This window comes from Microbacterium sp. zg.B48 (assembly GCF_024623505.1).
GTDB lineage: Bacteria > Actinomycetota > Actinomycetes > Actinomycetales > Microbacteriaceae > Microbacterium.
In genome coordinates this window covers 96,360-123,204 of sequence record NZ_JANJFE010000020.1, presented here as the reverse complement: position 1 = coordinate 123,204, position 26,845 = coordinate 96,360, and the positions used below count along the sequence as shown (strand labels likewise).

The window sequence follows — 26,845 nt, the reverse complement described above, 5'->3', positions numbered from 1 at the left end:
CGGTGCGAATCACGATCGTGTCGAGGATCTACCGCCCGGAACCCGCCTCGGCATCGTTCTTCCTCGGATCCGTGGCCGATGCGCTGCTGGCCGATGGCAACGAGGTGGACGTGCTCACCTCGCGACTGCCGCGCGGAACCGCTCCGCACGCGCGCGGCGAGCGCGTGCGGACCTTTCCGGTCATCCGCGATCGCAACGGCTACGTCCGCGGGTACCTCCCGTATCTCAGCTTCGACATCCCCTTGGCGTTCCGTCTGTTGTTCGCCCGTCGACCGGATGCCGTTCTCGTGGAGCCGCCACCGACCACCGGCGCGGTCGTGCGTGTGGTGTGCGCCATACGACGGGTCCCGTACGTCTACGATGCGGCGGACATCTGGTCGGATGCCGCGGACATGGCGACCGGGTCGCGAGCGGTCATCCGGATCCTGCGGGCGGTCGAGCGGTTCGCCATGCGGGGCGCTGCCCACCTGGTCACGATCAGCCAGGGTGTCACGGACCGGATGCGCGCGCTCGACATCGATCGGCCGGTGACGGTCACCGGCTTCGGAGCGGACACGAGCGAGTTCTCGGTGACGCGCGCACCCGCTGAGCAGGCCTTCGTGTACGCCGGCAGCTACTCGGTGTGGCATGGCGCGGACGTGCTGTTGCAGGCCCTGGCCGAGTTGCGCACGACTCATCCTGCGTACACGCTGCGGGTGATCGGCAACGGCGAGCGGGAGGCGCTGGAGGCGCTCGCACGCGAGCTCGAACTCGATGATGCCGTCGAGTTCTTTGATGCCGTCTCCCCCGCCGAGCTGGCCCCTCACCTCGCGGGTGCCGTCGCCACACTGGCAACCCTCAAGCCCGGGACAGGATACGACTACGCCTTCACCTCGAAGGCCTATTCCTCCCTGGCCGCCGGCTGCCCCGTCATCTTCGCGGGGCCCGGTCCCACCGCGGCATTTCTGAACGATGCCAACGGCCGCGTACGGGCAGGGGCCGCCGTCGCGTACGACCCCGCCGCCATCGCCGCCGCCATGCGCGAGTTCGCCGATGATCCGCTCACGGTGCCGCAGAGAGAGGCGCTGGGGGCATGGACGGCGGCCGAGCACTCCATGGCCGCGGTCGCACGGCGCGTGGCTGCGGTCATCGAGGGTGTGGCTGCGGCAACCCGCAGGAAGGCGCTGGTGTGAGCAGGCTGATCTCGGGCCCCGTCGACTGGATGGTTCGGCACCGCTCCTCCATGCCGGCGTGGATCGATCACCTGATGGAGTCCGTTGCGCGGCGTCCCGACGGCATCGCAGGCCGGATTGCATCACGACTTCTGGGCGGCGGCGGAACAGGTCCGGTCACCACGGTTCCCGATGCCGCCCTGCGGGTCTACATCGCGCCGACGAACTACTCCGGACAGGGATACCAGTGGGCGCGTGCGCTGGAGCGCGCCGACCACCGGATCGGAGCGCGGAACATGGCCGTCGCCCTTCCGGGTGGATTCTCCTTCGCTGCCGACACGAGCGTGCCGGTGGCAGTCGTCAACTCGTCCGATCGGTGGCAGGAGGAGGAGTGGCAGGCGGCCCGCAGGTTCACCCACGTTCTCTTCGAGGCTGAGCGATCGATCTTCGGCCGCAGGTTCGATCGCGACCCGGCCCGGGAGATCGCCGCGCTCGAGGCCGAAGGCGTCTCGGTCGCATACCTCTGCCACGGCACCGACATCCGCGATCCCGACAAGCACGCGACGCTCACGCCCTGGTCGCTCTACCCGGAGGATCCGCGCACGGACGTCCTGCGCGAGGACGCACGGGCCAACCTGCGCCTTCTCAGCACGCTGCGCCGCCCCACCTTCGTCTCGACCCCCGACCTGCTGCTCGACGTCCCGTGGGCCTCCTGGTGCCCGGTCGTCGTGGACCCGGGTCGCTGGTCGACGGACAGCGCGCCGTTCCGCGGCGAGCAGGTCCGCATCGTGCACGCCGCGAGCGCGCCACTGCAGAAGGGCAGCCACTACATCGAGCCGGCGCTGGATGACCTGGTGCGGTCCGGCGCCGTGGAGTTCCGTTTCATCACGGGAACCCCTGCCGCCGAGATGGACGCGGTCTTCGCCGGCGCGGACATCGTCATCGACCAGTTCCGCGTCGGCTCGTACGGGGTGGCCGCGTGCGAGGCGATGGCGGCAGGACGGGTCGTGGTCGGCCACGTCGTTCCTTTCGTCCGCGAGCACGTCGAGGCGGAGTACGGGATGCCGCTGCCGATCGTCGAGGCCACACCCGACACGCTGCGCGAAACGATCGCACGCCTCGCAGAGGACCGCACCGCGGCACGGGCGATCGCGGCATCCGGTCCGGCCTATGTCGAGAAGGTCCACTCCGGCGCGGCAAGCGCGCGGGTGCTCATCGATGACTGGATCCGGCCGACGTCGGCGACGATCTCGCCGGGACCATGACGTGAGCCTCGATACGATCGATCCATGAGCCAACCCGTGGTCGATGTGACGATCGCTGTGCATTCCGCCACCAGGCCGATCGCGCGAGCGGTCGCGTCGATCGTCGACCACACGGAGGCACCGGTGCGTGTCAACGTGGTCGCCCACAACATCGACCCCGAGGTCATCCGCGAGAACCTCGGCGCGTACGCGAGCCACCCGCAGGTGCGGCTCCTCGCCCTGCGTGACGGCGTCTACTCCCCGGCCGGCCCCATGAATCACGGCCTCGACCATTCGGACGCGCGCTTCGTCGCCGTCATGGGATCCGATGACGAGTTCGCGCCCGGCGCGGTCGACTCGTGGCTCGCGCTGCAGAGGGAGACGGGCGCGTCGACCGTTCTCGCCCGCGTGCGGATCGGCAGCCGCGGCATCGATCCGTATCCCCCGGTCCGCCGAGGACGGCGGACCCGCCACCTCAGCGCCCACAAGGATCGGCTGGCCTATCGCAGTGCACCGCTCGGACTCATCGAGCGGGCGCGTTTCGGCGACCTGCGGTTCACCGAGGGACTCCCGTCGGGCGAGGACCTCGCCTACTCTGCGACGCTGTGGTTCACGGGCCGCAACCTCGCCTACGACCTCACCGGGCCGGAATACATCATCAACGACGACGCGGGCGACCGGGTGACCTTCGCCCCGCGTCCCGTCCCCGAGGATTTCGCTTTCCTCGACGCCATCGAAGCGACCGAATGGTTCGGCGGTCTGTCCCGGCCGAATCGACGGGCGCTTGCGGTCAAGATCCTGCGAGTGCACTTCTTCGACGCGGTGCTGGCACGTACGCAGGTGCCGGAGGGGATCGGCGCCCACCGCCACGACCTGATCGCGGTATTGGATCGGATAGAGACGATCGCCCCAGGCGTGACGCGCCTGCTCGCCCGTGTGGACCGGCGGGTGATCGACGAGGTTCGGTCGGCCTCACCCGATCCGAAGGCGATCCTGCACTTCATCGACGCGCGCTGGAACTACCGGACCATCGGTGCGATGCTGCCGCGCAACCCGTTCCTCACTCTGCACCGGCAAGCACCGTTCCGCACGCTCTACGCGGGGATGCGCGCAATGTCCGCGGTCTAGTGATCCCGGTCTCGGGCAAGCCCGGCCAGCAGCACCTGTTCAGCGAACGACGGTAAGGAGGCTGCCACCTCGTAGAAGGTTCCCTGGCTGACAATCACTCCCTCGTCGACGTAACAGACCCGGTCGTAGTCTTTGATCGTCGACAGCCGATGCGCGACGGAGATGAGGGTGACCTCGCCTTGGAGTGCCTTGATCGACTTCGTCACCTCGTCCTCGGTCTTCGTGTCCAGCGAGCTTGTCGCCTCGTCCAGAACGAGCACCAGCGGGTCGGTGTACAGGGCCCGGGCGATGCCCAGACGTTGCTGCTGGCCACCGGAGAGCGAAACCCCCCGTTCGCCGATCCGTTCGTCGATCCCGCCCGCCCGCGAAGCGACGAGCGAGCCCAACTGAGCCCGCTGGAGTGCGCGGACCACGCGTTCCCGGTCGATCTCGTCATTCCATGTCAGCGCAACGTTCTGAGCGATCGTGCCGTCGAACAGAGCGACGCGCTGAGGGACGTAGCCGACACGTCCACGCCATTGCCGCAGAACCGAGTTGAGGGGGTGCCCGTCGATGCGGATCTCCCCGGACGAGGGCACGCTTAGCCCGAGCAGCAAGTCGATGAGCGTGGACTTCCCCGCACCAGATGGCCCTACGATGCCCAGCGAACTGCCCAGCGGGATGTCCACGGACATTCCGCGAATTACGTCCTCCGACGCCTTCGGGTAGCGGAACCGCACGTTCTCCAGCCGCATCTCGCGCGGTTTATCGGCGAGCTCCGCTGTGTCAGCCGGCGTCGTGGAGGTCTCCATATCGTTCTCCGACGCGATGAGGTCGCCGATGACGTCGGTCGCGGAGGGGATGCTTGCCACCGCCTGAACGATGCCCCCCTGGATGCCGTTGATGGCTGGGATAAGTCGGAAGCCCGCCGTAGCGAAGAGAGCCACAGACGTGAGCGCAGCGGTGAGACCGCCCTGGAAGAATGATGCGCCACCGACAAGGATGATGCCGCCGATGAGTGCGATTTCGAACACGAAGCCGGGAATGATGCCGAGGATGGAACCGTTGGCACGGGCCCGCACCGACCGTTGGCGATTTGTGGTGACCAATTCCGCGACATCGGACAGCCGGTTGCGCAGGCTCAGTTCCTTGAGTGCCTCCATCATCTCTGTCATCAGGATCGCCACACGGTAGCTGTACTCGAGGTTGACCTGAGCAGCCTCCAGTGCGCGTTTCGTGACGAACTGATGCACGATCAGCGCGATCAGCGTCAGATAGACGAGCGCGATGATCGAGATCATGGGATTCACGACAAGAAGCACGGCCAAGACGAGGACGAACGTGAACATCGAGCTCGGGACGCGCATCAGCGGCAGCAGGAAGCCAGCCATCGTATTGGCGATACCGGCATCCGCGATGCGTGTGATCTCCGCTACCGAGCGCTTGGAACGTTGCTCCCAGCTCGAGTTGATGTAGGCGCGGAACATCCGATCGCCGATTTCGAGCTCGTACTTCGCGAAACGCCTGGTTGCATGCCAGTGCAGCGAGACCGAGCAGATCGATTTGACGATGATGAGCACGAGCGCCGACAGCGCCAGCAGCGGAGCCATCTCTGGCGTGATTTCACCGACGATCGGCAGGTCGAGCGTTCCTCCGGTGATGGCCGGACCAATGACGATCGCCAGCAGCGACATAGCGACCACATCGAGCAGCGTGACGAGCGTCGTCGCGATCATGTAGAACACAAAATATCGCTGCGCCCCCAGGGGAAGCAGCGGCAGGAGGTCCTGCAGCACGGCCCAGACGCGTTTCATGATCGGCCTCCGGCCCTATCCGCTGCGGATAGGTCGTTCGGATACAGACGCGTCATCAGAATGTGACCGAGGCGCCGTCGGCCGCCGAAGTGAGCGCCCCCTCGACGACCTCCAGCGTGTGCAGGCCCTGTTCCATCGTGACGACGTTGCTCGGCAGCCCGAGCACTGCGTCGCGGAACGCCTCGTGCTCGACGCGTAGCGGCTCGCGCTTGGCGAACGAGAATCGGGTCACGTCACCCTCGGACACGCCCCGGAACGACGAGACCGAGTCCCATTCAAGTGCGATCGTCCCGTTGGCGTGGAAGGTGAGGTCGCCTGTCGCCGTGTCGGCGATGTACGTCCCCCGATCGCCGGTGACGACGGTCACCCGCTCCTTCATCGGGCTGAGCCAGTTGATCAGATGGTTGACGATCACGCCATTGGAAAGCCTGCCTGTCAACGCGATCATGTCCTCGTATTCGCGGCCGCTCTTGAAGGTGGTCTGGGCGTACACCGTCTTGTATTCGCTCTGAGCGACCCAGGCCGTCAGGTCGATGTCGTGGGAGGCCAGGTCCATGCCCACTCCCACGTCGGCGATTCGTGCGGGGAACGTGCTCTGGCGGCGGGTGGCAATCTGGTAGACCTCGCCCACGTCGCCGTTAGCCAGGCGGCGTCGCAATTCCTGCAGGGCGGGATTGAAGCGCTCCACGTGTCCGACCGCGCCCACCAGTCCTCGCGAGGAGAACGCGTGAGCCATCAGGCGGCCTGCTTCGGTGGAGTGCGCGATCGGCTTCTCGACGAGCGTGTGGATGCCGGCTTCGGCCAGTGCCATCGCCGCAGCGAAGTGGTGCCGGGTAGGAACCGCGACGACGGCGATGTCGACACCGGAGGCGATCAGTGCCTCGACGTCGGGAAGCACGTCCAAGCCCGCCGCAACGCCATGGGGGTCGCCGCCAGGATCAGCGATGGCGACGAGCTCCAGACCCTCGACTTCGCGCAGCACCCTGGCGTGATGCCGCCCCATCATCCCGATGCCGAGAAGCCCCGCCCTCAGCGCCATCAGGAACCCGCTCCTGCCACAGCGTTGACGGCAGCAGCGATGCGGTCCAGGTCTGCGGCGGTCAGCGAGGGGTGCACGGGCAATGAGACGACTGCACTCGCCGCGGCTTCGGTGACCGGAAGGTCCAGGTCCCGTGCGTACGGAGCCAGCGAAGGAAGCCGATGGTTGGGGATCGGGTAGTACACGCCGCTTCCGACCTGGTATTCATCCTTGAGCGCTTTCACGAAGCCATCACGGTCCTCGGGAATGCGAACTGTGTACTGGTGGTACACGTGCACGGCCCCTTCGGCCACCGGGGGCACGACAACCCCTCGAAGATGGGCGTCGAAGAACGCAGCGTTCTGCTGGCGCCGTCGGGTCCAATCGTCCACCTTCGTGAGCTGGACACGGCCGATCGCCGCGTGGATATCGGTCATGCGGGCGTTGAAGCCCACGACCTCGTTCTCATACTGCTTCTCCATGCCCTGGTTGCGGAGAAGGCGGATTGCGCGGGCGAGCTTGTCGTCGGCAAGAGTGACCATGCCGCCCTCGCCGCTGGTCATGTTCTTCGTGGGGTACAGCGAGAACATCGCGAACGCGCCCCACGCGCCGACCGGTCGGCCGTCCAGGGAAGCGCCATGGGCCTGTGCGGCATCCTCGTACAGCGCCACGCCGTGCTTCTCGGCGACGGACGAGAGCTCGCGGAGGCGAGCGGGGTGCCCGTACAGATGAACCGGCAGGATGCCGCGGGTCCGTGGTGTTATCGCGGCCTCGACCGCGGCGGGGTCCAGCGAGAATGTCTCTGGCTCGATGTCGACGAACACCGGCGTCGCACCCGTCAGCGCCACCGAGTTGCCGGTCGCTGCGAAGGTGAACGACGGAACGATGACCTCGTCACCGGGGCCCACGCCCGCGGCCAGGAGCCCGAGGTGCAGGCCGGATGTGCCGGAGTTCACGGCGACGGTCGGACGCCCCTGCACGAAGTGCTCGGAGAACTCGCGTTCGAACGCGGCAACTTCGGGCCCCTGGGCCACCATGCCGGTGCGGAGCACTCGGTCGACCGCCTCGCGCTCATCAGCGCCGATGATCGGCTTGGCGGGAGGGATGAAGTCCAGCGTCACAGGGTGACCTCTCTGAGTATGCCATCGACCTCTGTATAGATGTCGGAGGAGACGGGACAGTGCCACTGTCCGTCACGTTCGGTGAGTGGGTGACCTGAGCGGCCGACCCATCCGATGCGGCGCGCCGGTACACCCGCGACCAGGGCGTACGCGGGCACGTCCTTGACCACGACGGCGCCGGCGGCGACCGTCGCCCACGCACCGATGGTGACGGGCGCGACACACGTCGCGCGGGCACCCACAGAGGCGCCGATTTCGATGGTGACACCGACCGGCTCCCAGTCGTGGGCGCTCTTCAACGTCCCGTCGGGATTGATCGCGCGAGGGTATGTGTCGTTGGTCAGCACCACCGCGGGACCGATGAAAACGCCATCGCCCAGACGGGCGGGCTCATAGACGAGGGCGTAGTTCTGCACCTTGCAGTTGTCGCCCATCACGACGCCGGTGCCGATGTAGGCGCCCCGTCCGACAACACAGTTCTGGCCGATGACGGCGCCCTCGCGCACCTGCGCGAGATGCCAGATCGAGGACCCGTCCCCAATCGTCGCATCGACGGACACGTCTGCGGAATCCGTGACGCGCACGGCGGAAGACTGGCTCACGTTCGGGGGCTCCTCGCGACTCCGGCATCGGACCGCGGAGTGCAACGTCGAGTCTACCGCCTCTGCAAGAATGGAACGATGAGCACTGAAGGCCCTTCGGGAGAGCCGTCTCCCGAGGATGGGGCATGGGTGGTCATTCCGCTCTACAACGAGGCATCCGTCATCGGTGAGGTCATCACCGGCCTTAATAGATCGTTCCGCCACATTGTCTGCGTCGACGACGGATCCTCCGACGGCTCGGCCGACGCCGCCCGCGCAGCCGGGGCCACCGTCGTGTCGCATCCCGTCAATCTCGGCCAGGGCGCAGCCCTGCAGACGGGCATAGAGTACGTGCTCGATCATCCGTCTGCTCGCTATATCGTGACCTTCGACGCGGACGGCCAGCATCGCGTGGAGGATGCCGTCGGAATGGTCGCAGAAGCGCGCCGCGCCGACCTCGCCATCGTTTTCGGGTCGCGGTTCCTGGATGACCGCACCCGGCCGGGCTGGATGAAACACGCCATCCTCAAGACCGCCGTGTGGGTCACCAACCAGACGACCGGCCTTCGGTTGACCGACGCGCACAACGGCCTCCGGGTCATTCGCAGGGACGCGGCCCGCTACGTGCAGCTGAAGCAGGACCGCATGGCGCATGCCACGGAGATCGTGCTCCAGCTCGGCAACACCGGACTGCCGTGGGCGGAGTATCCCGTCGAACTCCTCTACACCGACTATTCGAAGGCGAAGGGTCAGAGCGTGCTGAACTCCGTGAACATCCTCGTCGACTTGGTCGTGCGCTGATGCTGATCCAGATCATCCTCATCGTCGCGATCGTGGTCATCGGGTTCCTGGTGATCCGCAACCCCGGCAGCGACAGTCACCTCGCGATCCGACGTCTGCTGCTGTTCGCCTTCGTCATCGTCGCGGTGCTCTCGGTGCTGTTCCCACAGTGGCTTTCGTGGGTGGCGTCGCTGATCGGTGTGGGCCGCGGAACCGATCTCCTCCTCTACGCCCTTGTACTGGTCGTGCTCGTGGTGATCGCCACGCAGTACCGCACCAACGTCGAGCAGAACCGCCGCATCACCCAGCTCGCGCGTCGAATCGCCCTGCTGGAAGCGCGCGAGAGCGAGCGCCAGCCTTCCGTCCAGGACGACAGCGCGGCACCGCCGCATACCGAGCCGCTGCCTTAGTCGCAGGCTGTGACCCGCCAGAGGGATGCCTGACCCTCGCGGTCCACGAGCTCAAAGCCGTCGGCCTCCGCCAGACCCGTGAATCCGGGCAGGACGTAATGTCCGTAATCAGCGTCGCCCGGACCGAAGTCCAGCACGTACCGGGAGCCGATGGCATCGAGCGCAGGGCAGACCAGCGGGTCCGTGGCCACCGCATTGAGGTTGCCCGCGAGCACCTCGTAGGCCTGCGTCCGAGGTGGCTGCCATGTCTTGGGATAGACGGCATGCTCACCCAGCGCATACCCGAAAGCCATTCCGGTTGAAGGGTTACCCAGGACGAGCTGGTCGGCAGGCACCCGCTGCGGCAACCGTTCCAAAAGAGCGAGCTCATCAACACTGAGGTACGACGACTCGTCCATCTGATACCACGTCGCATGGTCCACAGCACCGCTCCACACGTCGCGCCACTGGATCACCGGAGCCACGGCGAGGGAGACAGCGCCGAAGGCTGCCATGACCCCGATGGTCCACGCGGCGGCCGTCGTGCCGGGGTCCGGGCGGCGTGCCTTCTTCGATCGCGCGCGCAGCACGTTCTGCGCCCAGGTCGCGACAGCCGACACCCCGATCCCGGCGAGGGGGATGACCACCACGGGAACTAGCGCCGCGATCCGGTACGGATCGTCGTAGAACGGTCCGGTGATCGCGCGAACCGCGGGGTTGCCGACGGCGACGGCGACGAAGTACAGACAGGCGATGAGGACCCACGCCGTCGCCAGCCAACGCAGAGCCTGTGCGCGCGCGCACACGATCAGCCCGACGATCATCAGGATGCTGACCCCCCAGGCGGCCGGGAAGCCGAGCTGGCTGTTGATGAGGATATCGGCGAGTGCCTGGATCCTGCCGCGCGAGTGCGGCCACTCGCCGGTCACGAGCCCGCCCATCACGAACCAGACGGCCGCCAGCGCGAACACGCTCGCCAGTGCCGCGATCAGCATGGCAGCACGCTGGCGTAGGGTCGCGCTACGCCACCTGCCGCCGATCCACCACACCGCAAACGACACCACGAGAAGCCCCCACGCCAGCAGCAGCGACGGATGTGCGAGGGCCACCGCGGCGACACCGACCAAAATGAGCAGCGCACCCCAGACGGCGTCTCGCGCGTTCCGCTCGGACCCCCTCAGTCGTCTGGGCAGATCAATCGCCGCGGCGACAGCTGCGGGCAGCAAGGCGATCGCCAACAGCGCCGGATACAGCACGCCCCACTGGATCATCAGGAGCGGAAAGGCCACCAGGGCCGCAGAGAGAGACGCTGCTGCCGCCGCCGCCAGCCTGTTGCCGTCGGTGGCCACCGACGTCAACCAGGCGATGCCCGATGTCCACACCAGGGCACCGATGACGATGGTCATCGCATTCGCGACGACGACCAGGTCGGCGTCCGTCGACATCGCGACCAGAGAAGTTGGCGCATGCCAGGCTGCGGGATAGAAGCTCGATATGTCCAGCATCCCGGTGATGTCGAGGGACGATGCCGAACCGGATTCGAGGATGTATCGCAGCGCGTTGAGATGGAAGACTGCGTCGTTGGTCTGAGAGACGTTTTGCGGTTCGCCGATGTACAGCGCCAGCCGCAGTGCGGCCAACACCGTGCCGACAGCGATACCCGCCGGCACAATCCAGTGCGCCCCGGGCTGCCAGCGGGCCGCGACAGGTGAAGGTCGAACCAGGACGCGGAAGCCCCACACTGCGAGCACCACCACTGCAGCGGCACCTGCGGCCGTCCATGGCGACCAGGGGATTCCGCAGAGCCCGAACAAGAGCGCGATCGTCGCAAGGATCGCCGTACTGGCGACCGGCGCGAATGCGGCCAGGGCGAGTCCGCGCAGCCTGGCTGCCATGCCGAAGGCGAGTCCGGGAACTACCATCCACCCAACAGCTGTCAGCACGACGCCGGATGCGGCGACCCATCCCATCACTCAGCGCCGACGATGACGATGGCTCCCTCGACGGGGCCGTCGTAGACCACCGACCCCTTGCTGATCACGATTCCGCGCGTACACAACTCGCGCACCATCTCCATGTCGTGACTGACCACGACGAGCGTCTTGCGCCTTTGGATCAGTTCCTGAAACTTGAGTCGGCACTTCTCGCGGAACGGCGCATCGCCGACGGAGAGGATCTCGTCGACAAGGAGGATGTCCAGGTTGACGTGGATGGCGACCGAGAACGCAAGTCGCATGAACATACCCGACGAGTAGTGCTTGACTTCTTGATCGATGAAGGGCTCGATGCCGCTGAATGCGACGATCTCGTCGTAGCGCGCTTCGATCTCCTTCCGACTCATTCCCAGGATCGCCGCGTTGAGGAATACGTTCTCGCGACCCGACAACTCGGGATGAAACCCAGCTCCGACTTCGATGAGTCCAGCCACTCGCCCACGCGTCAGCACGGATCCGCCATCGGGCTGCATGACGCCGGAGACGAGTTTGAGAAGCGTTGACTTGCCCGAGCCATTCAAGCCGAGGATCGCGACGGATTCCCCCTCGTTGATGACGAGGTCAAGGCCCTTCAACGCCTCGAACTGGCTTGTGAGCTTCCGGCCACGGATCCACGAGACGATCGTGTCCTTGAGAGAGAACGCGTGATTGAGGGTGAATGTCTTGTGAACGTCTGCGACGATGATGCTCGGTCGCTGTTCGGTGACGGCCTGAGTGCTCATAGGTCCTGCGCAAACCTTCCCTCAAGGCGGCGGAAGACCGCCTGACCGATCAGCAGGACGACGATCGCGATCAGGAATGTCCACAGGGTGTTGACCGCCAGGCCCGGGGGAAGCGCAAGCGTCGTCTCAGTCACCGGGTACCAGAACGCGAAATGGAAAAGTTCGACGGCCTGCGTGATGGGGTTCAGGAGATACACCTCGAGCAGCCAGGAGGGCCAGCCCAGCTGGTGTATCGCCTCCTTGACCATGACCCACGAATACAGGACAGGCGACGCCCAGGTGGCCAGCAGGAGGAGAAGTTCCACGATGTTCTCCGCGTCGCGGTAGCGAACGTTCATGGCGCCGAACAGCAGCCCGAGCCCGAGGGCGAACACCATGACCAGCAGGGCTCCTGCCAGGACGGCGAGGACGGACAGGATCGAGATGTGGGCTGTCCACCCCAGAAACAGGCAGACGATGAGCAGCAGCCCGACCTGCGGAAGAAAGTGGACGAAAGCCACCATGACTGCGGACACCGCGAAGAGTTGCCGGGGCAGGTAGACCTTCCGCACAAGAGGGGCGTTGCCCACGATCGACGTCGTCGCGTTCTTGAACGCCTCGCTGAAGAGGTTGATCACCACGATCCCCGAGAAGAGGTAGATCGCGTAATTGGAGATGCCGCGCTCGAGGTTGAGGAACAGCCCGAGCACGACCCAGAACACCAGAAACTGCGCGGCGGGGCGCACATACGACCACGTCCAGCCGAGGATCGAGTTCCGATAGCGCGTGGTGACGCCCGTTCGGACGAGCAGACGCAGCAAATAATGCCAGCGGAACACGTCGAGCAGGCCACCTGCTTTTCCGGGCACGTCGAAGGCAGAGCGCGGCACCTGCGCGAATGGATCTCGGATCTGGGACACTGCTCGACTCATCGGGGTAGACGTTGCGGCCCATTCCGCACACAGGTTGCGATTCTACGACAGCCGCCGACGCCGTAGATGCCAAACGACCGGGCGCGCGATCTCGGTCAGCCGAGCTGGATCATCCCATTCCAGCCCTGTCCGATGACCGCATCGCTCTGCCAGCCCCCACGACCGTCGCCCCGGTAGAGGTAAAGCAGACCGCCCGCGGTGCGCGCAAGCACGTCGGGGCCACCGCTTCCGTCGAAGTTGCCCGCGCCGATTATCGCCGTGAACCCGAACCAGTTGACGCCGATCGCGCGGGGAGTCCGCCATCCTCCCGAGCCTGAGCCCGGATAGAGCCAGAGGGCGCCGTCAGCCAGGCGAGCGATCATGTCTGGTGCGCTGTCGCCGTCGAAATCTCCCGCATAGAACAAGGCGTTCACGCCGCCCCAGCCGTTGCCGACGGTCGTGAGGCCGCCGAGCCAACCACCGACTCCGTCGCCGCGGTACATCACCAGGTTGCCCGATGCGTCGCGCCCGACGACGTCGACGTTGCGGTCCCCGTCAAAGTCGACGCCGCCGACCAGGAGACCTATTGAGCTCCATCCGTTGCCGATCGCGATCGGAGCCTCGTAGGTGCTGTCGCCGCGCCCTTTGAGCAGTTCGAAGGTGCCGTCGGCGAGCACGCGCCCCAGATCTGCTGCGCCGTCCCCTGAGAAGTCGCCCATCGTCACCAGCCGACTTCCGATGGGCCATACGCCTTCGATGGCGCTCGATCCGCGCCAACCGCCCGTTCCGTCACCTCGGTACGCGAGCAACTGGCCGCCCTCAGTCAGGGCGAGGACGTCCCGAGCCCTGTCACCGTCCACGTCACCGGCACCCGCCGGGAACACCCGGACGTTCGCCGTGTCAGGTCCGGTGCCCGCGATATCGACCATTCCACTCCAGCCGTTCCCCACCCGGGTTCCGCCGGCGATGCGCCCGCCCCCCGCACCGTAGTAGTGCCAGAGGCCCCCCGCGGTGTCGCGTGCCAAGATGTCGCGCACGCCATCGCCGGAGAAGTCACCGGGGCTGAAGACAGCCGTCATCCCCCACCAGTTGCTGCCGATCTGCGTCGATCCTCGCCAGCTGCCCGAACCGTTGCCGGTGTACAGGTACAGGTTGCCGTTGCTGTGCCGAGCGACGAGGTCGGGCGCGCCGTCGCCATCCATGTCAGCGCCCCCGGAGAGCAGACTCATGCCGCCCCATCCGGTGCCGACCACGATGGGTGCCCGCAGCCGGCCGGCTCCCGTGTTGCGCCAGAGCAGCAGGTCGCCGACGCCGTTCGTCGTGAACGCATCCGGCGCGCCGTCACCGTCGAAGTCACCGGCCGCTGTGGCGAGCACGGCCCCGGACCAATCGGCGCCCAGCGGGCGGGTTCGGCCGTACGTGGTTCCTCCGTCACTGAGGTACAGGGTTGTCATGCCGCCGGCGCTCACACCGATCACGTCGCGATGGCCATCGCCGTCCAGGTCGCCGACCGCGAGGGCGCGTCGCGCGTCGGGCATCGAGGCCACCTTGATCGGCGTGCCCCAGGATCCACCGGCCGCGAACGGGTAGGCCCAGAGAGTTCCGCTGGAATCGAGAGCGGTGACGTGCGCAGACGAATCCACGGAGGCGACGGTCGGCAGCGGCGTCGAGCCGAACCAGTCCGTGAAGTACTGATAGAAGTTGCGGTTGCCGTAGCTCGAGCAGCCGTCACCCTCGCCGTAGCCGGCGCGGATGGCCGCCGCGTTCGGCTGATAGGGCGTGTAGTAGTAGAGGTTGGCCGTGGCCTGGTTCTGGATGTACACGGGCGACGAGCCGCATGCCTCGTTCGGGTGCCAGCGAACGTTCCATGTCTTTCCGGGCGCGTACCAGGTGAAGTACTGGCTCGTCCCTGCCGGGTTGGCATAGCGCTTCAGCTGCCACGCCGCGCCGTACATCTGATTGAAGAAGCCGTAGTACCGGGTGTCACACGCCGCGGTGTCGGGACAACCCTGTCCCATCGCGATCGTGTAGCGCCAGTCGCTGGGCCAGGTGTGGTTGACCAGACCCTGCTCTTTCTGAAGCATCACGATCAGCACCTGGGGATTGATCCCGCACGCCTGCGCGACCTTGTAGATGATCGTGGATGCCCGCTCGCGCGTGCCGCCGGAGTACGCTCCGCACATCGCATCCGCTGCGGTCGTGCGCGAGGTGTCGTACCAGTCCTTCAGACAGATGTATCCGGACTGGCAGTTGGGCACCTTGGCCTGCAGGAAGGCCTGGATCTGAGCTTCGGACATCGTGCCCTTGTCGAAGAATGCCGCGTCGCTGATGATGTGCCCGGGCTGGAACTTCGACAGATCAGCGGTCTTGACCGGACCCTGCGCGACGGTGGCCGCGGCGGGTGCGGGCTGCGCCACGGCGGCCCCGCTGCCGGCGCTGATCATGCCCAGGACGAGTGCGGCGGTCGCGGCCCAGCTCACGGCCAAGGTCACGGCACGCGCTCTGGATCGGGGGGAAGCAACCGTCGTCATGTGACCAGTGTGACTGAAGTTGCAGATGAATACCAAAGTTTTCTGGAAACCACCACTACCGACACGCGCAAGTCAGACGTTTCGCGGCGGTCTACAAGTCGGCGTGCAGCTGCCAGACCCGGTCGGCAGACTCGCGCCACGAATAGGCACGGCCGCGGTCCGCCGCCAGCACCCCGAGACGTTCCACCGACGCGGCAGATCCCAGCGCCCGGCCGAGCGCGTCGGCCAAGCCGTCGGCCGGAACCAGCATCCCGCCGTCCACGACCAGCTCGTCATGGATCGGCGAGGATGCCGCCACCACCGGCACCCCGAGGGCCAGTGCCTCCAGGATCCGCCAGGGGAACGCGCTGCCGTGCGCGGGGGCGACGAAGACCACCGCGCCACCGAACACCGCGGCACGATCCTCGGCGGACAGGACGCCGCGCACGTGGAGATTGCGCTCGGGGATGCCCGCAGCCGCGGCGAGGTCGGCGATCGCCGGTTCCTCCCCTTCGCCGGCGCCGATGACCACGACCGGCAGATCCAGCGCTGCATGGCCAACGGCATCCAAACCCGCTGCCAGCGCGTCGCGGGGAGCAGCCTGGCCGGCGAGCAGGACGAATCCGTCCGGGAGATCGAGCTGCCGGCGCCGCCCGACCTCGTCACTCGGCACGGCGAACCCGGCCGGCGCGGCGCCCGCGATGACCCTGATCCGTTCGCCGAGCTTCGCGATCTCGCCCAGCCGCACTGCCATCGAGTGCGTCGGAACGACCACCGCGTCGGCGTGCTTGACGGCGCGCTTGAGCATCGCGCGATGCCACGAGACGATGGGCTTGGGCCAGTCGGCGGGGGCCTCCCAGGGTCCCAGATCCCAGATGGTCACGACGGTCTGATCGTTCTCGTGCACCCGATCGTGACGCACCAGGGGCGCCAGCAGCGTCGGGGAGTGGATCATCCCCCCGCCGATACCGGTCGCCAGGCCGAACTGCAGGGCGGCGGCAAGCTCCCGCCGTGCCAGCGCCGTGCGGCGCACGCCGACGAGCCCGGGGATCTCGACCGGCCGGTCCGTGGGTCCGGCGGGCGCGATGCCCTGCACCTCGCAGCCGGCGGGCGTGCCGGCGACGAGTCCGCGGGTGAGTTCGCGGGCGGCGGTGGCCAGATCGGGGTCGGTCGGCGCGACCAGCTGGTCGAGCATCACCCGGAGCGTTGCGGTCATGCGGCTCAGCCTTCGGGTGTGGGCGTCTGCGTGGGCGGATGCAGGGCGAGCCGCACGAGCTCCTGGATGTAGGGGTAGTCCGGGTCGTACTCGTCGATGCCGCTGGCGGGGGTGAGTTCGATGGTCGTCACCGGCTGCTCCTTCGCCTTGAGCGCGAGATCGGCGAGGAAGGGCAGCATCGACTGCGGCAGGTCGGTCTGGATGAGGTCCTGTCCCGCGGTGGCGACGTCCTGGAACCGGGTCAGCACCGTCTGCGGCGTGAACTGCGCCAGAATCGCCTCCTGCAGCTGCCGCTGGCGCTTCATGCGATCGAAGTCGTCGGTCGTGTAGCGCGACCGGGCGTACCACTGGGCCGTGTCGCCATCCATGTGCTGCGCGCCGGCCTCGATCCAGCCGATCGCCCACTCGTCGGCGGGCTGACCCGCGTACGCCGGTCCGCCGCCCTTGGGCAGGCGCTCCGCCACGGTGATGTCCACCCCACCGAGCGCGTCGATGAGCGCTGCGAAGCCGTGCATGTCCACGAACACGTAGTACGGGATCTCGATGCCCAGGATGCCCTCCGCGGCGTCTTTGGTCGCCTCGATGCCGGGCTCGGAGCTGTTGGCGACAGCATCCGGATACAGGGCGTTCCCGTCCTGGCACACCTCGACCTCGGTGCGCAACTGGTTCACGCCGCTCCCCCACCCGCAGGACGGGTCCGCGTGGCCTTCGTGGCCGTTCGGGTAGCGGTCCTGCATCGGGCCGGGTGCGAAGGGGAAGCGCGGCATGTCGCGCGGGATGCCGGTGATCGTCGTCGCACCCGTCTCGGCGTTGACCGACACCACCGAGATGCTGTCGAACCGCATCGAGTCACGGCCTTCGCCGCTGTCCGCTCCGAGCAGCAGGATGTTGTAGTACCCGTCGCTGGGCGGTACCGACGGCCCGGTCGCGACGAAGATGCTGCCGAGGGTCTCGCGCACCGTGCCGGCGACGTTGGCGGCATAGGCGGCGGCTCCCGTGGAGAGCACCAGAAGCGCCACTGCGACAGCGGCGATCCCGACGCGTGCGCCGGAACCGGTCTTGACGAGCCGCACCAGGCGCAGCGTGTCGACGGTCAGGACCACCCAGAGGATGCCGTACGCGATCACCAGGCCCTGGATCAGCAGCAGCGGCACGGGCCGCAGCAGCGCCAGCCACTCGGGAAGCCATGCGCCGGTGACCAGGGTGAAGGCCGCGGTCGGCCACAGCAGCGCGACCAGAGCGCCCACGACGACCAGCACCCACATCGCGACGGTCGCTCCGAGGCCGACCCTGCCGAGACGACGATTGCCGGCGACCGCCTGCGCGGATCCGGGAAGGAGGAAATTCAGCAGGACCAGCCACCAGCCGCGTCGCGTCATCACTGCGCGCGAAGCGGTGTCGGGATAGCGCATCGGACGGTCTTCGACGATCTTCGCCGAAGCCGCCCGGGAGGGGGCCGGGCGTGGCGGGCTGGCCACACTCACAAGGACTCCTTGAGCCGCCGGTTCTTGTCCTCCACCTGGGACTCCAGCTCCCGGGCGTAGTCCTCGATCCGCACGGCCAGCGCGGCATCCGTCGTCCCGAGGATCCGCACGGCCAGCAGCGCGGCGTTCTTGGCCCCGCCGATGGAGACGGTGGCGACCGGGATCCCGGCCGGCATCTGCACGATGCTCAGGAGCGAATCCAGCCCGTCGAGCGTCGCCAGCGGCACGGGCACGCCGATGACCGGAAGGGCGGTCACCGAGGCCAGCATCCCGGGCAGGTGCGCAGCCCCGCCGGCGCCGGCGATGATCGCGCGGAGGCCGCGGCCGCGGGCGTCACGACCGTAGCGGATGAGCTTGTCGGGCGTGCGGTGGGCCGAGACGACCTCCACCTCGTGCGGCACGTCGAAGTCGGTGAGGATCTGCGACGCGTCGCTCATGACCCGCCAATCCGAATCGGAGCCCATCACGACGCCGACCAGGGGCGCGTTGGAGGAATGCAGCGGCTGGGACACCCGACCAGGCTAGGGCTGAAGGCTGGAAGAACCCCGCAACGGCGCGGTCCTTGGGTCAGCCGGTTCTCGAGAACCCCGCGCCGACCGCGCCGCGCGGTTTGCGTCAATCCTCGAAGAAGGATGCCGCGGCGCGCGCCTCGAATGCAACCTCGTCGAGATCGTCGCCGACGGCGGTGACATGTCCGACCTTGCGGCCCGGTCGGGGCGCTTTGCCGTAGGTGTGCACCTTCGCAGCCGGGTACGCCTCCATGACCGCGGCGAAGCGCTGGTCCAGGCTGTCCGACTCCGGGCCGCCGAGGATGTTGACCATCACCGACCAGTCGGCGCTCGGTTCGGCATCGCCCAGCGGAAGGTCAAGCACCGCGCGCAGGTGCTGCTCGAACTGGCTGGTGACGGCGCCGTCCTGGGTCCAATGCCCGCTGTTGTGCGGGCGCATGGCCAGCTCGTTCACCAGCAGCCGCTCGTCGGTCGTCTCGAACAGCTCCACGGCCAGCATCCCGGTGACATCCAGGCCCTCGGCGATGCCGAGCCCGATCCGCGAGGCGACCTGCGAGAGCCGGCCGGCGCCGTGCGGTGCGGGCGCGATGACCTCGGCGCAGACGCCGTCACGCTGCACGGTCTCCACGACCGGATAGGCGCGCATCTGCCCCGACGGGCGCCGCGCGACCTGCTGCGCGAGCTCACGGGAGAAGTCGACGAGCTCTTCGGCCAGCAGAGCGCCCCCGCGGGCGTCCTCGGCGAGGGCCGTGAACCAGTCCTCGGCTTCCGTGCCCGCCGACACCACGCGGACGCCCTTGCCGTCGTATCCGCCGCGCGGCGTCTTGACGACGGCGCGCCCGCCGTGGGCGTCGAGGAAGCTCTGCAGCTCTGCGGCGTTGAAGACCGCGGCCCATTCCGGCTGCGGCATGCCCAGCTCCTGGAGACGCGCGCGCATGAGGAGCTTGTCCTGCGCGTACCGCAGCGGGTCGGGACCGGGCCGCACCGTCACCCCGGCCGCGACGAGCGCGGCGAGGACGTCCTGCGGCACGTGCTCATGGTCGAACGTGACCACGTCGACGTCGCGGGCGAATGCGAGCACGGTCGCCGCGTCGCGGTAGTCGCCGACGGCCGTGGCCGCGAGCGACGCCGCCATTCCGTCCTGCTCTGCCAGCACGCGCAGGTCGATGCCGATCTCGACCGCGGGGGCGATCATCATGCGGGCCAGCTGGCCGCCGCCGATGACTCCGACTCGCAACGTCATGGGGATCCTTTCGTCGCCTGTTCCGGTCCCATCATCGCGCACACCGGCGCCGCCCAGGATCCCGTCCGGCGGGCATGCGGCATCCCTGGTGTTCACTTGCCCTGGATGTACGCCGAAGCGCTCGGTTGCCGTACACACAGGGCAAGTGAACAGGGAGCGCGCAGGGGCGAGGCGCGCGAAGGCGACAGGGAGCGCGCAGGGGCGAGGCGCGCGAAGGCGCAAGGGAGCGGGTCAGGCGCCGGGGTGCTCGGCGGGGGCCGGGGGCAGTGCCTGGGCATCGCGGTGCGCGAGGATCTGGTTGACCTCCACCTGATCGACCAGGGCCTCGTGCACCAGCGCGACGCTCGGGATGTTCGCCAGCCGCAGCGGCTGGTCCACGCCGTTGCTGAGCACCAGGGTGCCAGCTCCCCACATGCGCTGCAGGATGCCGCGGCGCTCCTGCACCGTGTACCCGCGCACGTGGCTCAGCTCACGCCGGTGCGCGCCGACGATCCCCGATCGCTCGATGACGCGACGGGTCGTGATCGTGTACACATGCGCCCACCAGGACAGGTACGGCAGCAGCACCAGGAACAGCACGATGGCCGCGGCGGCGGTCAACAGCATCCAGTCCTCGAACGGAGCGGGGAGGTTGCCGTAGAAGTAGCCCACCGCTCCGGCGACGGCGACCAGGATCAGGGCAGACCAGGTCAGTCCGCGGGCGTGCCCGCGGAACCGGGCGATGCGCAGCTCGGGCGTCGGCACGCCGGGGACGACCATCGGCGATCTGCCGCCAAACGTGGTCGGCTGGGTCATGGTTCTATTCTGGTGCGGGCCGGCGACACTCCGGGCTGCCACGCCCAGACTCAGCGCACGTGGACGACGTCTCCGGCCGAGACGGGCGTTTCGATGTCGCCGTCGACGACGACGAGCCGGCCGTCCTGATCGATCCGCTGGGCGCGGCCGTGCAGCTTCGTTCCATCCGGCAGCGAGACGACCACGTCCGACCCGAGCGTCGTGCACAGCGCCTCGATCTCGGCACGGATGCCCGCCACGGACGCGTCGCCGTGGGCGAGGCTCAGCGCGGTCAGCTGCGTGTCGAGCGCGACGAGGTAGTCGGCCAGCAGCCGGTCCTCGTCCGCCTCCAGTCCCACGTTGGCGAAGGACGTCGCGGTGTCGACGGGCAGGTCCACCCGCGTCATGCGCGTGTTCACGCCTGCGCCGATCACCACCGCACCCGGGCGGCCGGGCACCACCTCGGCCAGGATGCCGCAGAGCTTGCCCCCGTCCAGCTGGACGTCGTTGGGCCATTTCAGGCCCGCGGTGTGGCCGGTGCCGCGCAGCTGGTTCAGCACCGCTCGCGTCATGGCCGCACCGGCGATGAGCGGGATCCACGCCCGTGACGGCATCGGCAGGTCGACGACGCCCACCAGCACCGAGACCGCCAGGCCGGTACCGGCGGGGATCGTCCAGGTGCGGCCCAGCCGCCCCCGTCCGGAGCGCTGGTCAGTGGTCAGCAGAACCGACAGGTGCGGCCACTGCGCAGGATCCTCGGTCACCATCCGCACGAGGTCGGCGTTGGTCGAATCGGTGGATTCGACGACTTGGAGACGCGGCGAGACGGCCGCCGCGCGGGGGTATCCGGAAAGCGGAATCGACATGGGCTCACCCTACGCACGCTCGCCACCCGGCGGAATCGGGACCGCCGACGACGCGCCGGCCGCACTCACCCGCCGAGGAATCCGTCGCATCCCACAGCGGATGCCACAGGCCCTTGTGTGAAGCCTCCAACCCTCCCGCGAAACCCGCCGATAGGGTTGAACCCGTGACCGATCAGCCCGACCTTTTCACGACCGCCGGCAAGATCGCGGACCTCCGCGCGAGGTTCCAGGAGGCCGTCGTCGATGCGGAGCGGACCGCGCAGGAGAAGCAGCACGCGAAGGGCAAGCTCACCGCGCGGCAGCGGATCGAGATGCTCGTCGACACCGGCAGCTTCGTCGAGTTCGACGAGTACGTGCGGCACCGCACCATCGCCTTCGGCATGGAGAAGTCCCGGCCGTACGGCGACTCGGTCGTCACCGGTGTCGGCACGATCCATGGCCGCACCGTCGCGGTGTACGCCCAGGACTTCTCCACCTTCGGCGGGTCGCTGGGGGAGGTGGCGGGAGAGAAGATCGTCAAGATCATGGAGTACGCGCTGCGCGGCGGGATGCCGTGCATCGGCATCCTGGACTCGGGCGGGGCGCGCATCCAGGAGGGCGTCGTGGCGCTCGGCAAATACGGCGAGATCTTCCGTCTGAACACGCGGGCCTCGGGTGTGATCCCGCAGATCTCCCTGATCATGGGTCCCGCCGCCGGCGGCGCGGTGTACTCCCCGGCGCTGACCGACTTCGTGATCATGGTCGACAAGACCAGCCAGATGTTCGTCACCGGCCCCGACGTCATCAAGACCGTGACCGGCGAGGACGTGGGCATGGAGGAGCTGGGCGGCGCGTACACGCACAACACGCGTTCCGGTGTGGCGCACTACCTGGCCGAGGACGAGGACGACGCGATCGACTACGCGCGCACGCTGCTCGGCTTCCTGCCGGACAACAACATGTCCGAGCTGCCCGTCTACGAGAGCGAGTTCGAGTTCGAGACCACGGATGCCGATCGCTTTCTGAACACGGTCATCCCCGACTCGGCGAATCAGCCCTACGACATCCACCAGGTCATCGCGCACGTCGTCGACGGGGGCGATTTCCTGGAGGTGCAGCCGCTGTTCGCGCCGAACATCGTGATCGGCTTCGGGCGGGTCGAAGGCCGCACGGTCGGGATCATCGCGAATCAGCCCTCGCAGATGGCCGGCACGCTGAACATCGAGGCCGGCGAGAAGGCCAGCCGCTTCGTGCGCTTCTGCGACGCGTTCTCGGTGCCGATCCTGACCCTGGTCGACGTGCCCGGCTACCTGCCCGGCACCGACCAGGAGTGGACCGGTGTCATCCGGCGCGGCGCCAAGCTCCTCTACGCGTACGCCGAGGCAACCGTGCCGCTGGTGACGGTCATCCTGCGCAAGGCCTACGGGGGCGCGTACATCGTCATGGGCTCCAAGCAGCTCGGCGCCGACGTCAACCTCGCCTGGCCGACCGCCGAGATCGCCGTCATGGGCGGACAGGGCGCGGTGAACATCCTCTACCGCGGCGAGATCAAGCGGGCGGAGGCGGCCGGCGAAGATGTCGCTGCGGTGCGCACCCGGCTCGCGAACGAGTACACGTACAACGTGGCATCCCCGTTCCTGGCCGCCGAGCGCGGCGAGCTGGACGGGATCATCGAGCCGGCACAGACCCGCGTCGCCATCGCCAAGGCATTGCGATCGCTGCGCGGCAAGCGCGCCAGCCTGCCCCCCAAGAAGCACGGGAACATCCCGCTGTGACCGGCACCGTCGATCCCTCGGAGTCCGCCGACCGCATGCGCGTGGACGTGCTGCGCGGCACGCCGACCGGCGATGAGCTGGCCGGCCTGATCGCCGTCGTCACCGAGGCGTACCGCGAGGAGTCGGCCGGCGCGACGGTCCAGGAGATCCCGGGCAGAACGGCGTGGTCGCTCTCGCAGCGCTCACTGCGTGCGCCGTTGCACCGCGATCTCGGCTGGGCTCGCTGGAGCGGGCACTAGGCCCATCCCGCCTGCGGGCGTCGCCCGGAACGGGCTGTCCCCCGAAATACCTACAGACGCCGGTGCGGGCACCAGCCGATACTGGAGGAGCTGGAACGCATCTTGCGTTCGGTCGACCCGCTTTCCACCTATGTGGGAGCTCCAGGGTCGGCCATGCGGACGGTTTTCGGGTAACTGTCCGCCCGGTGGGGGGTTGGCGGCTTCGCCACCCCCCACCCCTTCCTTCTTCGCTCCCCGCCCCGGCTCCCCTCCCCCGCCGGGACGGGGAGCGGGAACCCTCGGGCCCCCGCCTCGGGCCACGGTCCCGGTCAGGCGGCGCCTCAGGCCGCGGTCCCGGTCAGGCGGCGGTCCCGGTCGGGCGGCGCCTCGGCCCACGGTCCCGTTCAGGCGGGCGCTCAGGCCACGGTCCGCCGCAGGCGTCGGCTTCAGGCCACGGTCGGGTGATCGATCTCCCGCCACAGGTCCACGGCGTCCTCGTCGGACATGCCCTCGCCTGCGGCGGAACGGCCGACCACGGTCACCGCGACACGCTCGTGCGGCGACGTGCGGATGTAGAGCCGATCCGAACGGGCGGTGCGCAGCGTCTCGGCTAGCTGAGCGCGGATGATCGCCAGCGACGCTTCGTCCAGCCCTTCCAGGCCGCCCTCGTCCAGCACGGTGACGTTGGTCCCGCGCCGCCGGGCGCGCTCCAGTTCGGCATGCACCGCGTCATCCAGCAATCGGGGTCCGCGGATCTCATCGCGCAGACGCCCCTCGGCCAGGCGCGCCTCGGTGCGCTCCGTCTCGGTGAGTACGCCTCCCGAAGCCACCGTGCGGGTCAGAATGGGTCCGGCCACGGTGAGCGCGCGCTGCACCTGCAGCCTCCGCTCCCGCTGCCTGCCGGTCTGCGATGCCTGCCATGCCGACGCCGCGCGCTGCAGCTGTGCCAGCTGTGCGGTGTCGCGCGCGGCACGATCCATCGACCGCAGCATCAGCTGCGTGGCTGCGACCCAGACGATCGAGCCGACCAGGCCCAGCGCGAGCGCGTTGAGCGGTCCCATCCAGATCATCGACGCGAGGGCGAGGGCGGCGATGCCCGTCCACGCGACCCACGCGCGACGACGCACCATGACGATCGTCATCAGCGCCCCGATGCCGCCCAGATACCAGGTGGCGAACGGTTCGGTCCGGGACTCCGGCCCGACCGCCACGGCGATGGCTGTGGGCACGAGGACGGCGCAGGCCAGAGCGAGCGCAGCCGACCAGGTGGGCAGTCGTGTCCGTGCACCGGGCGCCGGGGGGCCCTCGGTCACCACGCCGCCCAGTCCGACCTCGCTGACCCGCCGCGGCTCCCACAGGATGCACAGCCATGTCGTCACCAGATACAGGCTGAGGGCGGCGAACAGGAGCAGCGGCTGCGGCACCGGCTCCGTCCACCACAGGCCCCGCGCCGCGAGGTAGGCGGTGAAGGCCATCCCGATCACCACGATGATGCGCCGCACGCTGATCATGAAGACGCCTCACGCCATTCCAGGCGCACGGTGGTGCCGTTCGCGTCGGAGTCGATCGTGCTGGTTCCGCCGACCGCGGCGACCCGCGCGAAGATCGAGGCACGGATGCCGAGACGATCGTGGGGCACGCGCTCCAGATCGAATCCCGCGCCGGTGTCCCGCACCGTGATGACCACCCGTGAGGGGTCGTCATCACCCTCCACACTGACCGCCAGTCCGGAGCCGGCGGCGTGCTGGGCGGCGTTCGCGACCGCCTGGGTGGCGGCCAGGACGAGGGCACGAGCAGCCCGACCGGGCATGGCAGGGGCATGTTCGGTGATCAGCCGTTCCGCCCGCACCGAGACACCCAGTTCCAGAGCGGCGCGTTCGATGTCATCAGCGATGCTCGCGGCATCCCGTGGCTCGTCGCTGCCCTCCTCGGAGTCCTGCTCGGTGTTCGCCAGACGGGTGAGCGCCTCCCGCGCCATCGCCACCGCCAGAGTCTGCTGTCGCGGCGTGTGCGCACGCTCTGCGGCGATCAACGCCGCCAGCACGCTGTCGTGCATGAGCGCGGCCACCGCGACGCGCTCCTGCTCTGCGGCATCCGCCGCCGCGGCCTGCGCATACGACTGGACGGCGCGTGCCCGGGTCTCGTCCACGTTCGCAGCAACGGAGCGGAAGACCCACCCGAGGGTGAGCAGCATCGCACCCAGGATCAGCGCGAACGACACATCGAGGGCGACCGAGAACCAGTACAGCTGCGCGAAGTCGCCCTGGATCAATCTCACGATTCCGAAGAGGATCGGCAGGCCGACGGTCCACACGATCTGCAGAGGCAGCGCGAAGGCGAGCACGCTGGCCACTGTTGCGACGTTGACGAGATACCAGATCCACGGCTGCGCCACGTGATCGGCTGCTCCGCCCGTGGTCGCCAGCGGCCAGAGCAGAAGGGCGACGGGATAGATGACGGCGTAGATGCCGGCCGCGATGCGGACCCCGCGGCCGATCAGACAGGCCACGATCATGCCGGCGAGCGGCACGAAGGTCATCAGCACGAGCGGCAGATGCCACTCCGGCTTCTCCTGGAACGAGGGTCCCAGTGCAGCCAGGAACGCCTGCGTGCCCAGGACGAGACTGCCCAGACCGACGACGATCGAGATGATGCGCTCGATCCGCAGCCGCGTGAACGAGCCGAGGCCGGCCGTCGTCTCACGTGTCTGCGGAATGTGTCCCCACGCGTCGGCGAGGACGGCGCGGGCGCTTTCAGGCTCCGACACCACCGGCGCCTTCGCGGTCAGTCGGTTCGGCAAGGATTCCGTCCTCCATCGCGCGGCGCAGCAGGTCGACCTTGGTCGGGGCCGGCCTGCCGACCTCGACGTATTTCACGCGAACGCGCGTGATGTTCTCCTTGGCCGTGGAATACGCCACACCGAGACGGTCCGCGACCACCTTCAACGGCAGTCCGGCCGCGTACAGGCGCAGCACGTCGCGCTCACGCGCAGACAGCTGCGCATCGGCGAATGCGCGGTCGCCTTCCACCGCGCTGGCCCACTCGACGTTGTTGAGCGGTTCGCCCTGGGCGACCGTCCGGATCGCGGCCATCACGTCGTCGATCGGGGAGCCCTTGCTGACGACTCCGGCTGCGCCTGCGGCGAGCGCCTCGCGCACCGCCGCCGGCCGATCGGCGACGCTGTGGATGATCACGCTCGACCCGTCCGAGACGAGTCGGCGGACATTCTCCGTGACGGTGGTGCCGTCACCGAGCGTCAGGTCCAGGACGACGACATCGGCCGGCTGCGCACGGCTGAACGCGCGCCAGCTCAGGTATTCGTTGACGTTGCTGCCCGAGAACACGACTTCTTTGTGCGCTCGTGCGCAGGCGGCCTCGAGCCCGAGTCGCACGGACTCGTGGTCGTCGATCAGGGCCACTCGCGTCATGCCGTCCAGCCTAGTGGCGGGCTCCCCTGATC

General features: G+C 68.2%; 24 protein-coding genes. 7 read left to right on the top strand and 17 right to left on the bottom strand.

What is annotated here, in order from left to right; translation table 11 throughout:
• Positions 1 to 2 precede the first annotated feature (2 nt).
• Genes NQ152_RS16625 through NQ152_RS16615 form a run of 3 tightly spaced genes read left to right on the top strand, consistent with a single transcriptional unit; the run spans position 3 to position 3,523 of the window.
• Positions 3 to 1,172: a glycosyltransferase family 4 protein gene (locus NQ152_RS16625; RefSeq protein WP_257524776.1), complete on the top strand. Its 1,170-nt coding sequence runs from the start codon at positions 3 to 5 to the stop codon at positions 1,170 to 1,172.
• A complete protein-coding gene (locus NQ152_RS16620; protein ID WP_257502934.1) occupies positions 1,169 to 2,416 on the top strand; it encodes a hypothetical protein in 1,248 nt (415 codons plus the stop codon). Before NQ152_RS16625 ends, NQ152_RS16620 begins: the two co-directional genes overlap by 4 nt.
• 24 nt (positions 2,417 to 2,440) lie before the next feature.
• A complete protein-coding gene (locus tag NQ152_RS16615) occupies positions 2,441 to 3,523 on the top strand; it encodes a glycosyltransferase (RefSeq protein WP_257524775.1) in 1,083 nt (360 codons plus the stop codon).
• Here NQ152_RS16615 and NQ152_RS16610 read toward each other — a convergent pair.
• Genes NQ152_RS16610 through NQ152_RS16595 form a run of 4 tightly spaced genes read right to left on the bottom strand, consistent with a single transcriptional unit; the run spans position 3,520 to position 8,057 of the window.
• Entirely contained in the window at positions 3,520 to 5,316 is a 1,797-nt protein-coding gene (locus tag NQ152_RS16610; protein WP_257524774.1) for an ABC transporter ATP-binding protein, read from the bottom strand. The genes NQ152_RS16615 and NQ152_RS16610 overlap by 4 nt on opposite strands.
• A 55-nt stretch (positions 5,317 to 5,371) precedes the next feature.
• The gene (locus NQ152_RS16605; protein WP_257524786.1) at positions 5,372 to 6,358 is read right to left on the bottom strand and encodes a Gfo/Idh/MocA family protein; all 987 of its coding nucleotides are present in this window, start codon (positions 6,356 to 6,358) and stop codon (positions 5,372 to 5,374) included.
• A complete protein-coding gene (locus NQ152_RS16600; RefSeq protein WP_257524773.1) occupies positions 6,355 to 7,455 on the bottom strand; it encodes a DegT/DnrJ/EryC1/StrS family aminotransferase in 1,101 nt (366 codons plus the stop codon). The genes NQ152_RS16605 and NQ152_RS16600 overlap by 4 nt, the downstream gene beginning before the upstream one ends.
• Positions 7,452 to 8,057 carry an acyltransferase gene (locus tag NQ152_RS16595; protein WP_257524772.1) on the bottom strand — a complete coding sequence of 202 codons (606 nt, stop codon included), beginning with the start codon at positions 8,055 to 8,057 and terminating at the stop codon, positions 7,452 to 7,454. The genes NQ152_RS16600 and NQ152_RS16595 overlap by 4 nt, the downstream gene beginning before the upstream one ends.
• Before the next feature lie 78 nt (positions 8,058 to 8,135).
• Between NQ152_RS16595 and NQ152_RS16590 the strand changes: the two genes are divergently transcribed.
• Positions 8,136 to 8,837 carry a glycosyltransferase family 2 protein gene (locus NQ152_RS16590; RefSeq protein WP_257524771.1) on the top strand — a complete coding sequence of 234 codons (702 nt, stop codon included), beginning with the start codon at positions 8,136 to 8,138 and terminating at the stop codon, positions 8,835 to 8,837.
• Positions 8,837 to 9,226: a DUF2304 domain-containing protein gene (locus NQ152_RS16585; RefSeq protein WP_257524770.1), complete on the top strand. Its 390-nt coding sequence runs from the start codon at positions 8,837 to 8,839 to the stop codon at positions 9,224 to 9,226. Before NQ152_RS16590 ends, NQ152_RS16585 begins: the two co-directional genes overlap by 1 nt.
• Here the strand turns inward: NQ152_RS16585 and NQ152_RS16580 are convergent.
• The 10 genes from NQ152_RS16580 to NQ152_RS16535 form a co-directional block, all read right to left on the bottom strand.
• Complete coding sequence (locus NQ152_RS16580) at positions 9,223 to 11,127, bottom strand: DUF6541 family protein (protein ID WP_257524769.1); 1,905 nt, start codon at positions 11,125 to 11,127, stop codon at positions 9,223 to 9,225. The genes NQ152_RS16585 and NQ152_RS16580 overlap by 4 nt on opposite strands.
• Before the next feature lie 47 nt (positions 11,128 to 11,174).
• A complete protein-coding gene (locus NQ152_RS16575) occupies positions 11,175 to 11,921 on the bottom strand; it encodes an ABC transporter ATP-binding protein (RefSeq protein WP_257502942.1) in 747 nt (248 codons plus the stop codon).
• Positions 11,918 to 12,820, bottom strand: a complete 903-nt coding sequence (locus NQ152_RS16570) for an ABC transporter permease (protein ID WP_257502943.1) — start codon at positions 12,818 to 12,820, stop codon at positions 11,918 to 11,920. Before NQ152_RS16570 ends, NQ152_RS16575 begins: the two co-directional genes overlap by 4 nt.
• A gap of 107 nt (positions 12,821 to 12,927) precedes the next feature.
• The gene (locus NQ152_RS16565) at positions 12,928 to 15,342 is read right to left on the bottom strand and encodes a VCBS repeat-containing protein (protein ID WP_257502944.1); all 2,415 of its coding nucleotides are present in this window, start codon (positions 15,340 to 15,342) and stop codon (positions 12,928 to 12,930) included.
• A gap of 91 nt (positions 15,343 to 15,433) precedes the next feature.
• On the bottom strand, positions 15,434 to 16,537 hold the full coding sequence (locus NQ152_RS16560; RefSeq protein ID WP_257524768.1) for a glycosyltransferase: 1,104 nt from the start codon (positions 16,535 to 16,537) through the stop codon (positions 15,434 to 15,436).
• A 5-nt stretch (positions 16,538 to 16,542) separates the two neighbouring features.
• Entirely contained in the window at positions 16,543 to 18,021 is a 1,479-nt protein-coding gene (locus NQ152_RS16555; RefSeq protein WP_257524767.1) for an LCP family protein, read from the bottom strand.
• Positions 18,018 to 18,485 carry a 5-(carboxyamino)imidazole ribonucleotide mutase gene (gene purE / locus NQ152_RS16550; RefSeq protein WP_257524785.1) on the bottom strand — a complete coding sequence of 156 codons (468 nt, stop codon included), beginning with the start codon at positions 18,483 to 18,485 and terminating at the stop codon, positions 18,018 to 18,020. Before purE ends, NQ152_RS16555 begins: the two co-directional genes overlap by 4 nt.
• A 151-nt stretch (positions 18,486 to 18,636) precedes the next feature.
• Positions 18,637 to 19,773: a 5-(carboxyamino)imidazole ribonucleotide synthase gene (locus NQ152_RS16545; protein WP_257502947.1), complete on the bottom strand. Its 1,137-nt coding sequence runs from the start codon at positions 19,771 to 19,773 to the stop codon at positions 18,637 to 18,639.
• 231 nt (positions 19,774 to 20,004) lie between these two features.
• A complete protein-coding gene (locus tag NQ152_RS16540; RefSeq protein ID WP_257502948.1) occupies positions 20,005 to 20,568 on the bottom strand; it encodes a PH domain-containing protein in 564 nt (187 codons plus the stop codon).
• A 50-nt stretch (positions 20,569 to 20,618) separates the two neighbouring features.
• Entirely contained in the window at positions 20,619 to 21,413 is a 795-nt protein-coding gene (locus NQ152_RS16535; RefSeq protein WP_257524766.1) for a biotin--[acetyl-CoA-carboxylase] ligase, read from the bottom strand.
• A 164-nt stretch (positions 21,414 to 21,577) separates the two neighbouring features.
• Between NQ152_RS16535 and NQ152_RS16530 the strand changes: the two genes are divergently transcribed.
• Together NQ152_RS16530 and NQ152_RS16525 are read left to right on the top strand one after the other, a co-directional pair.
• Positions 21,578 to 23,167: an acyl-CoA carboxylase subunit beta gene (locus tag NQ152_RS16530; protein ID WP_257524765.1), complete on the top strand. Its 1,590-nt coding sequence runs from the start codon at positions 21,578 to 21,580 to the stop codon at positions 23,165 to 23,167.
• On the top strand, positions 23,164 to 23,406 hold the full coding sequence (locus NQ152_RS16525; protein ID WP_257502951.1) for an acyl-CoA carboxylase subunit epsilon: 243 nt from the start codon (positions 23,164 to 23,166) through the stop codon (positions 23,404 to 23,406). Before NQ152_RS16530 ends, NQ152_RS16525 begins: the two co-directional genes overlap by 4 nt.
• A 425-nt stretch (positions 23,407 to 23,831) precedes the next feature.
• Here NQ152_RS16525 and NQ152_RS16520 read toward each other — a convergent pair whose 3' ends face one another.
• The 3 genes from NQ152_RS16520 to NQ152_RS16510 are packed head-to-tail and all read right to left on the bottom strand — an operon-like array spanning position 23,832 to position 26,813.
• Positions 23,832 to 24,896 carry a hypothetical protein gene (locus NQ152_RS16520; protein WP_257524764.1) on the bottom strand — a complete coding sequence of 355 codons (1,065 nt, stop codon included), beginning with the start codon at positions 24,894 to 24,896 and terminating at the stop codon, positions 23,832 to 23,834.
• Complete coding sequence (locus NQ152_RS16515; protein ID WP_257524763.1) at positions 24,893 to 26,152, bottom strand: ATP-binding protein; 1,260 nt, start codon at positions 26,150 to 26,152, stop codon at positions 24,893 to 24,895. Before NQ152_RS16515 ends, NQ152_RS16520 begins: the two co-directional genes overlap by 4 nt.
• A complete protein-coding gene (locus NQ152_RS16510; protein WP_257502954.1) occupies positions 26,139 to 26,813 on the bottom strand; it encodes a response regulator transcription factor in 675 nt (224 codons plus the stop codon). Before NQ152_RS16510 ends, NQ152_RS16515 begins: the two co-directional genes overlap by 14 nt.
• Between the last annotated feature and the right edge of the window lie 32 nt (positions 26,814 to 26,845).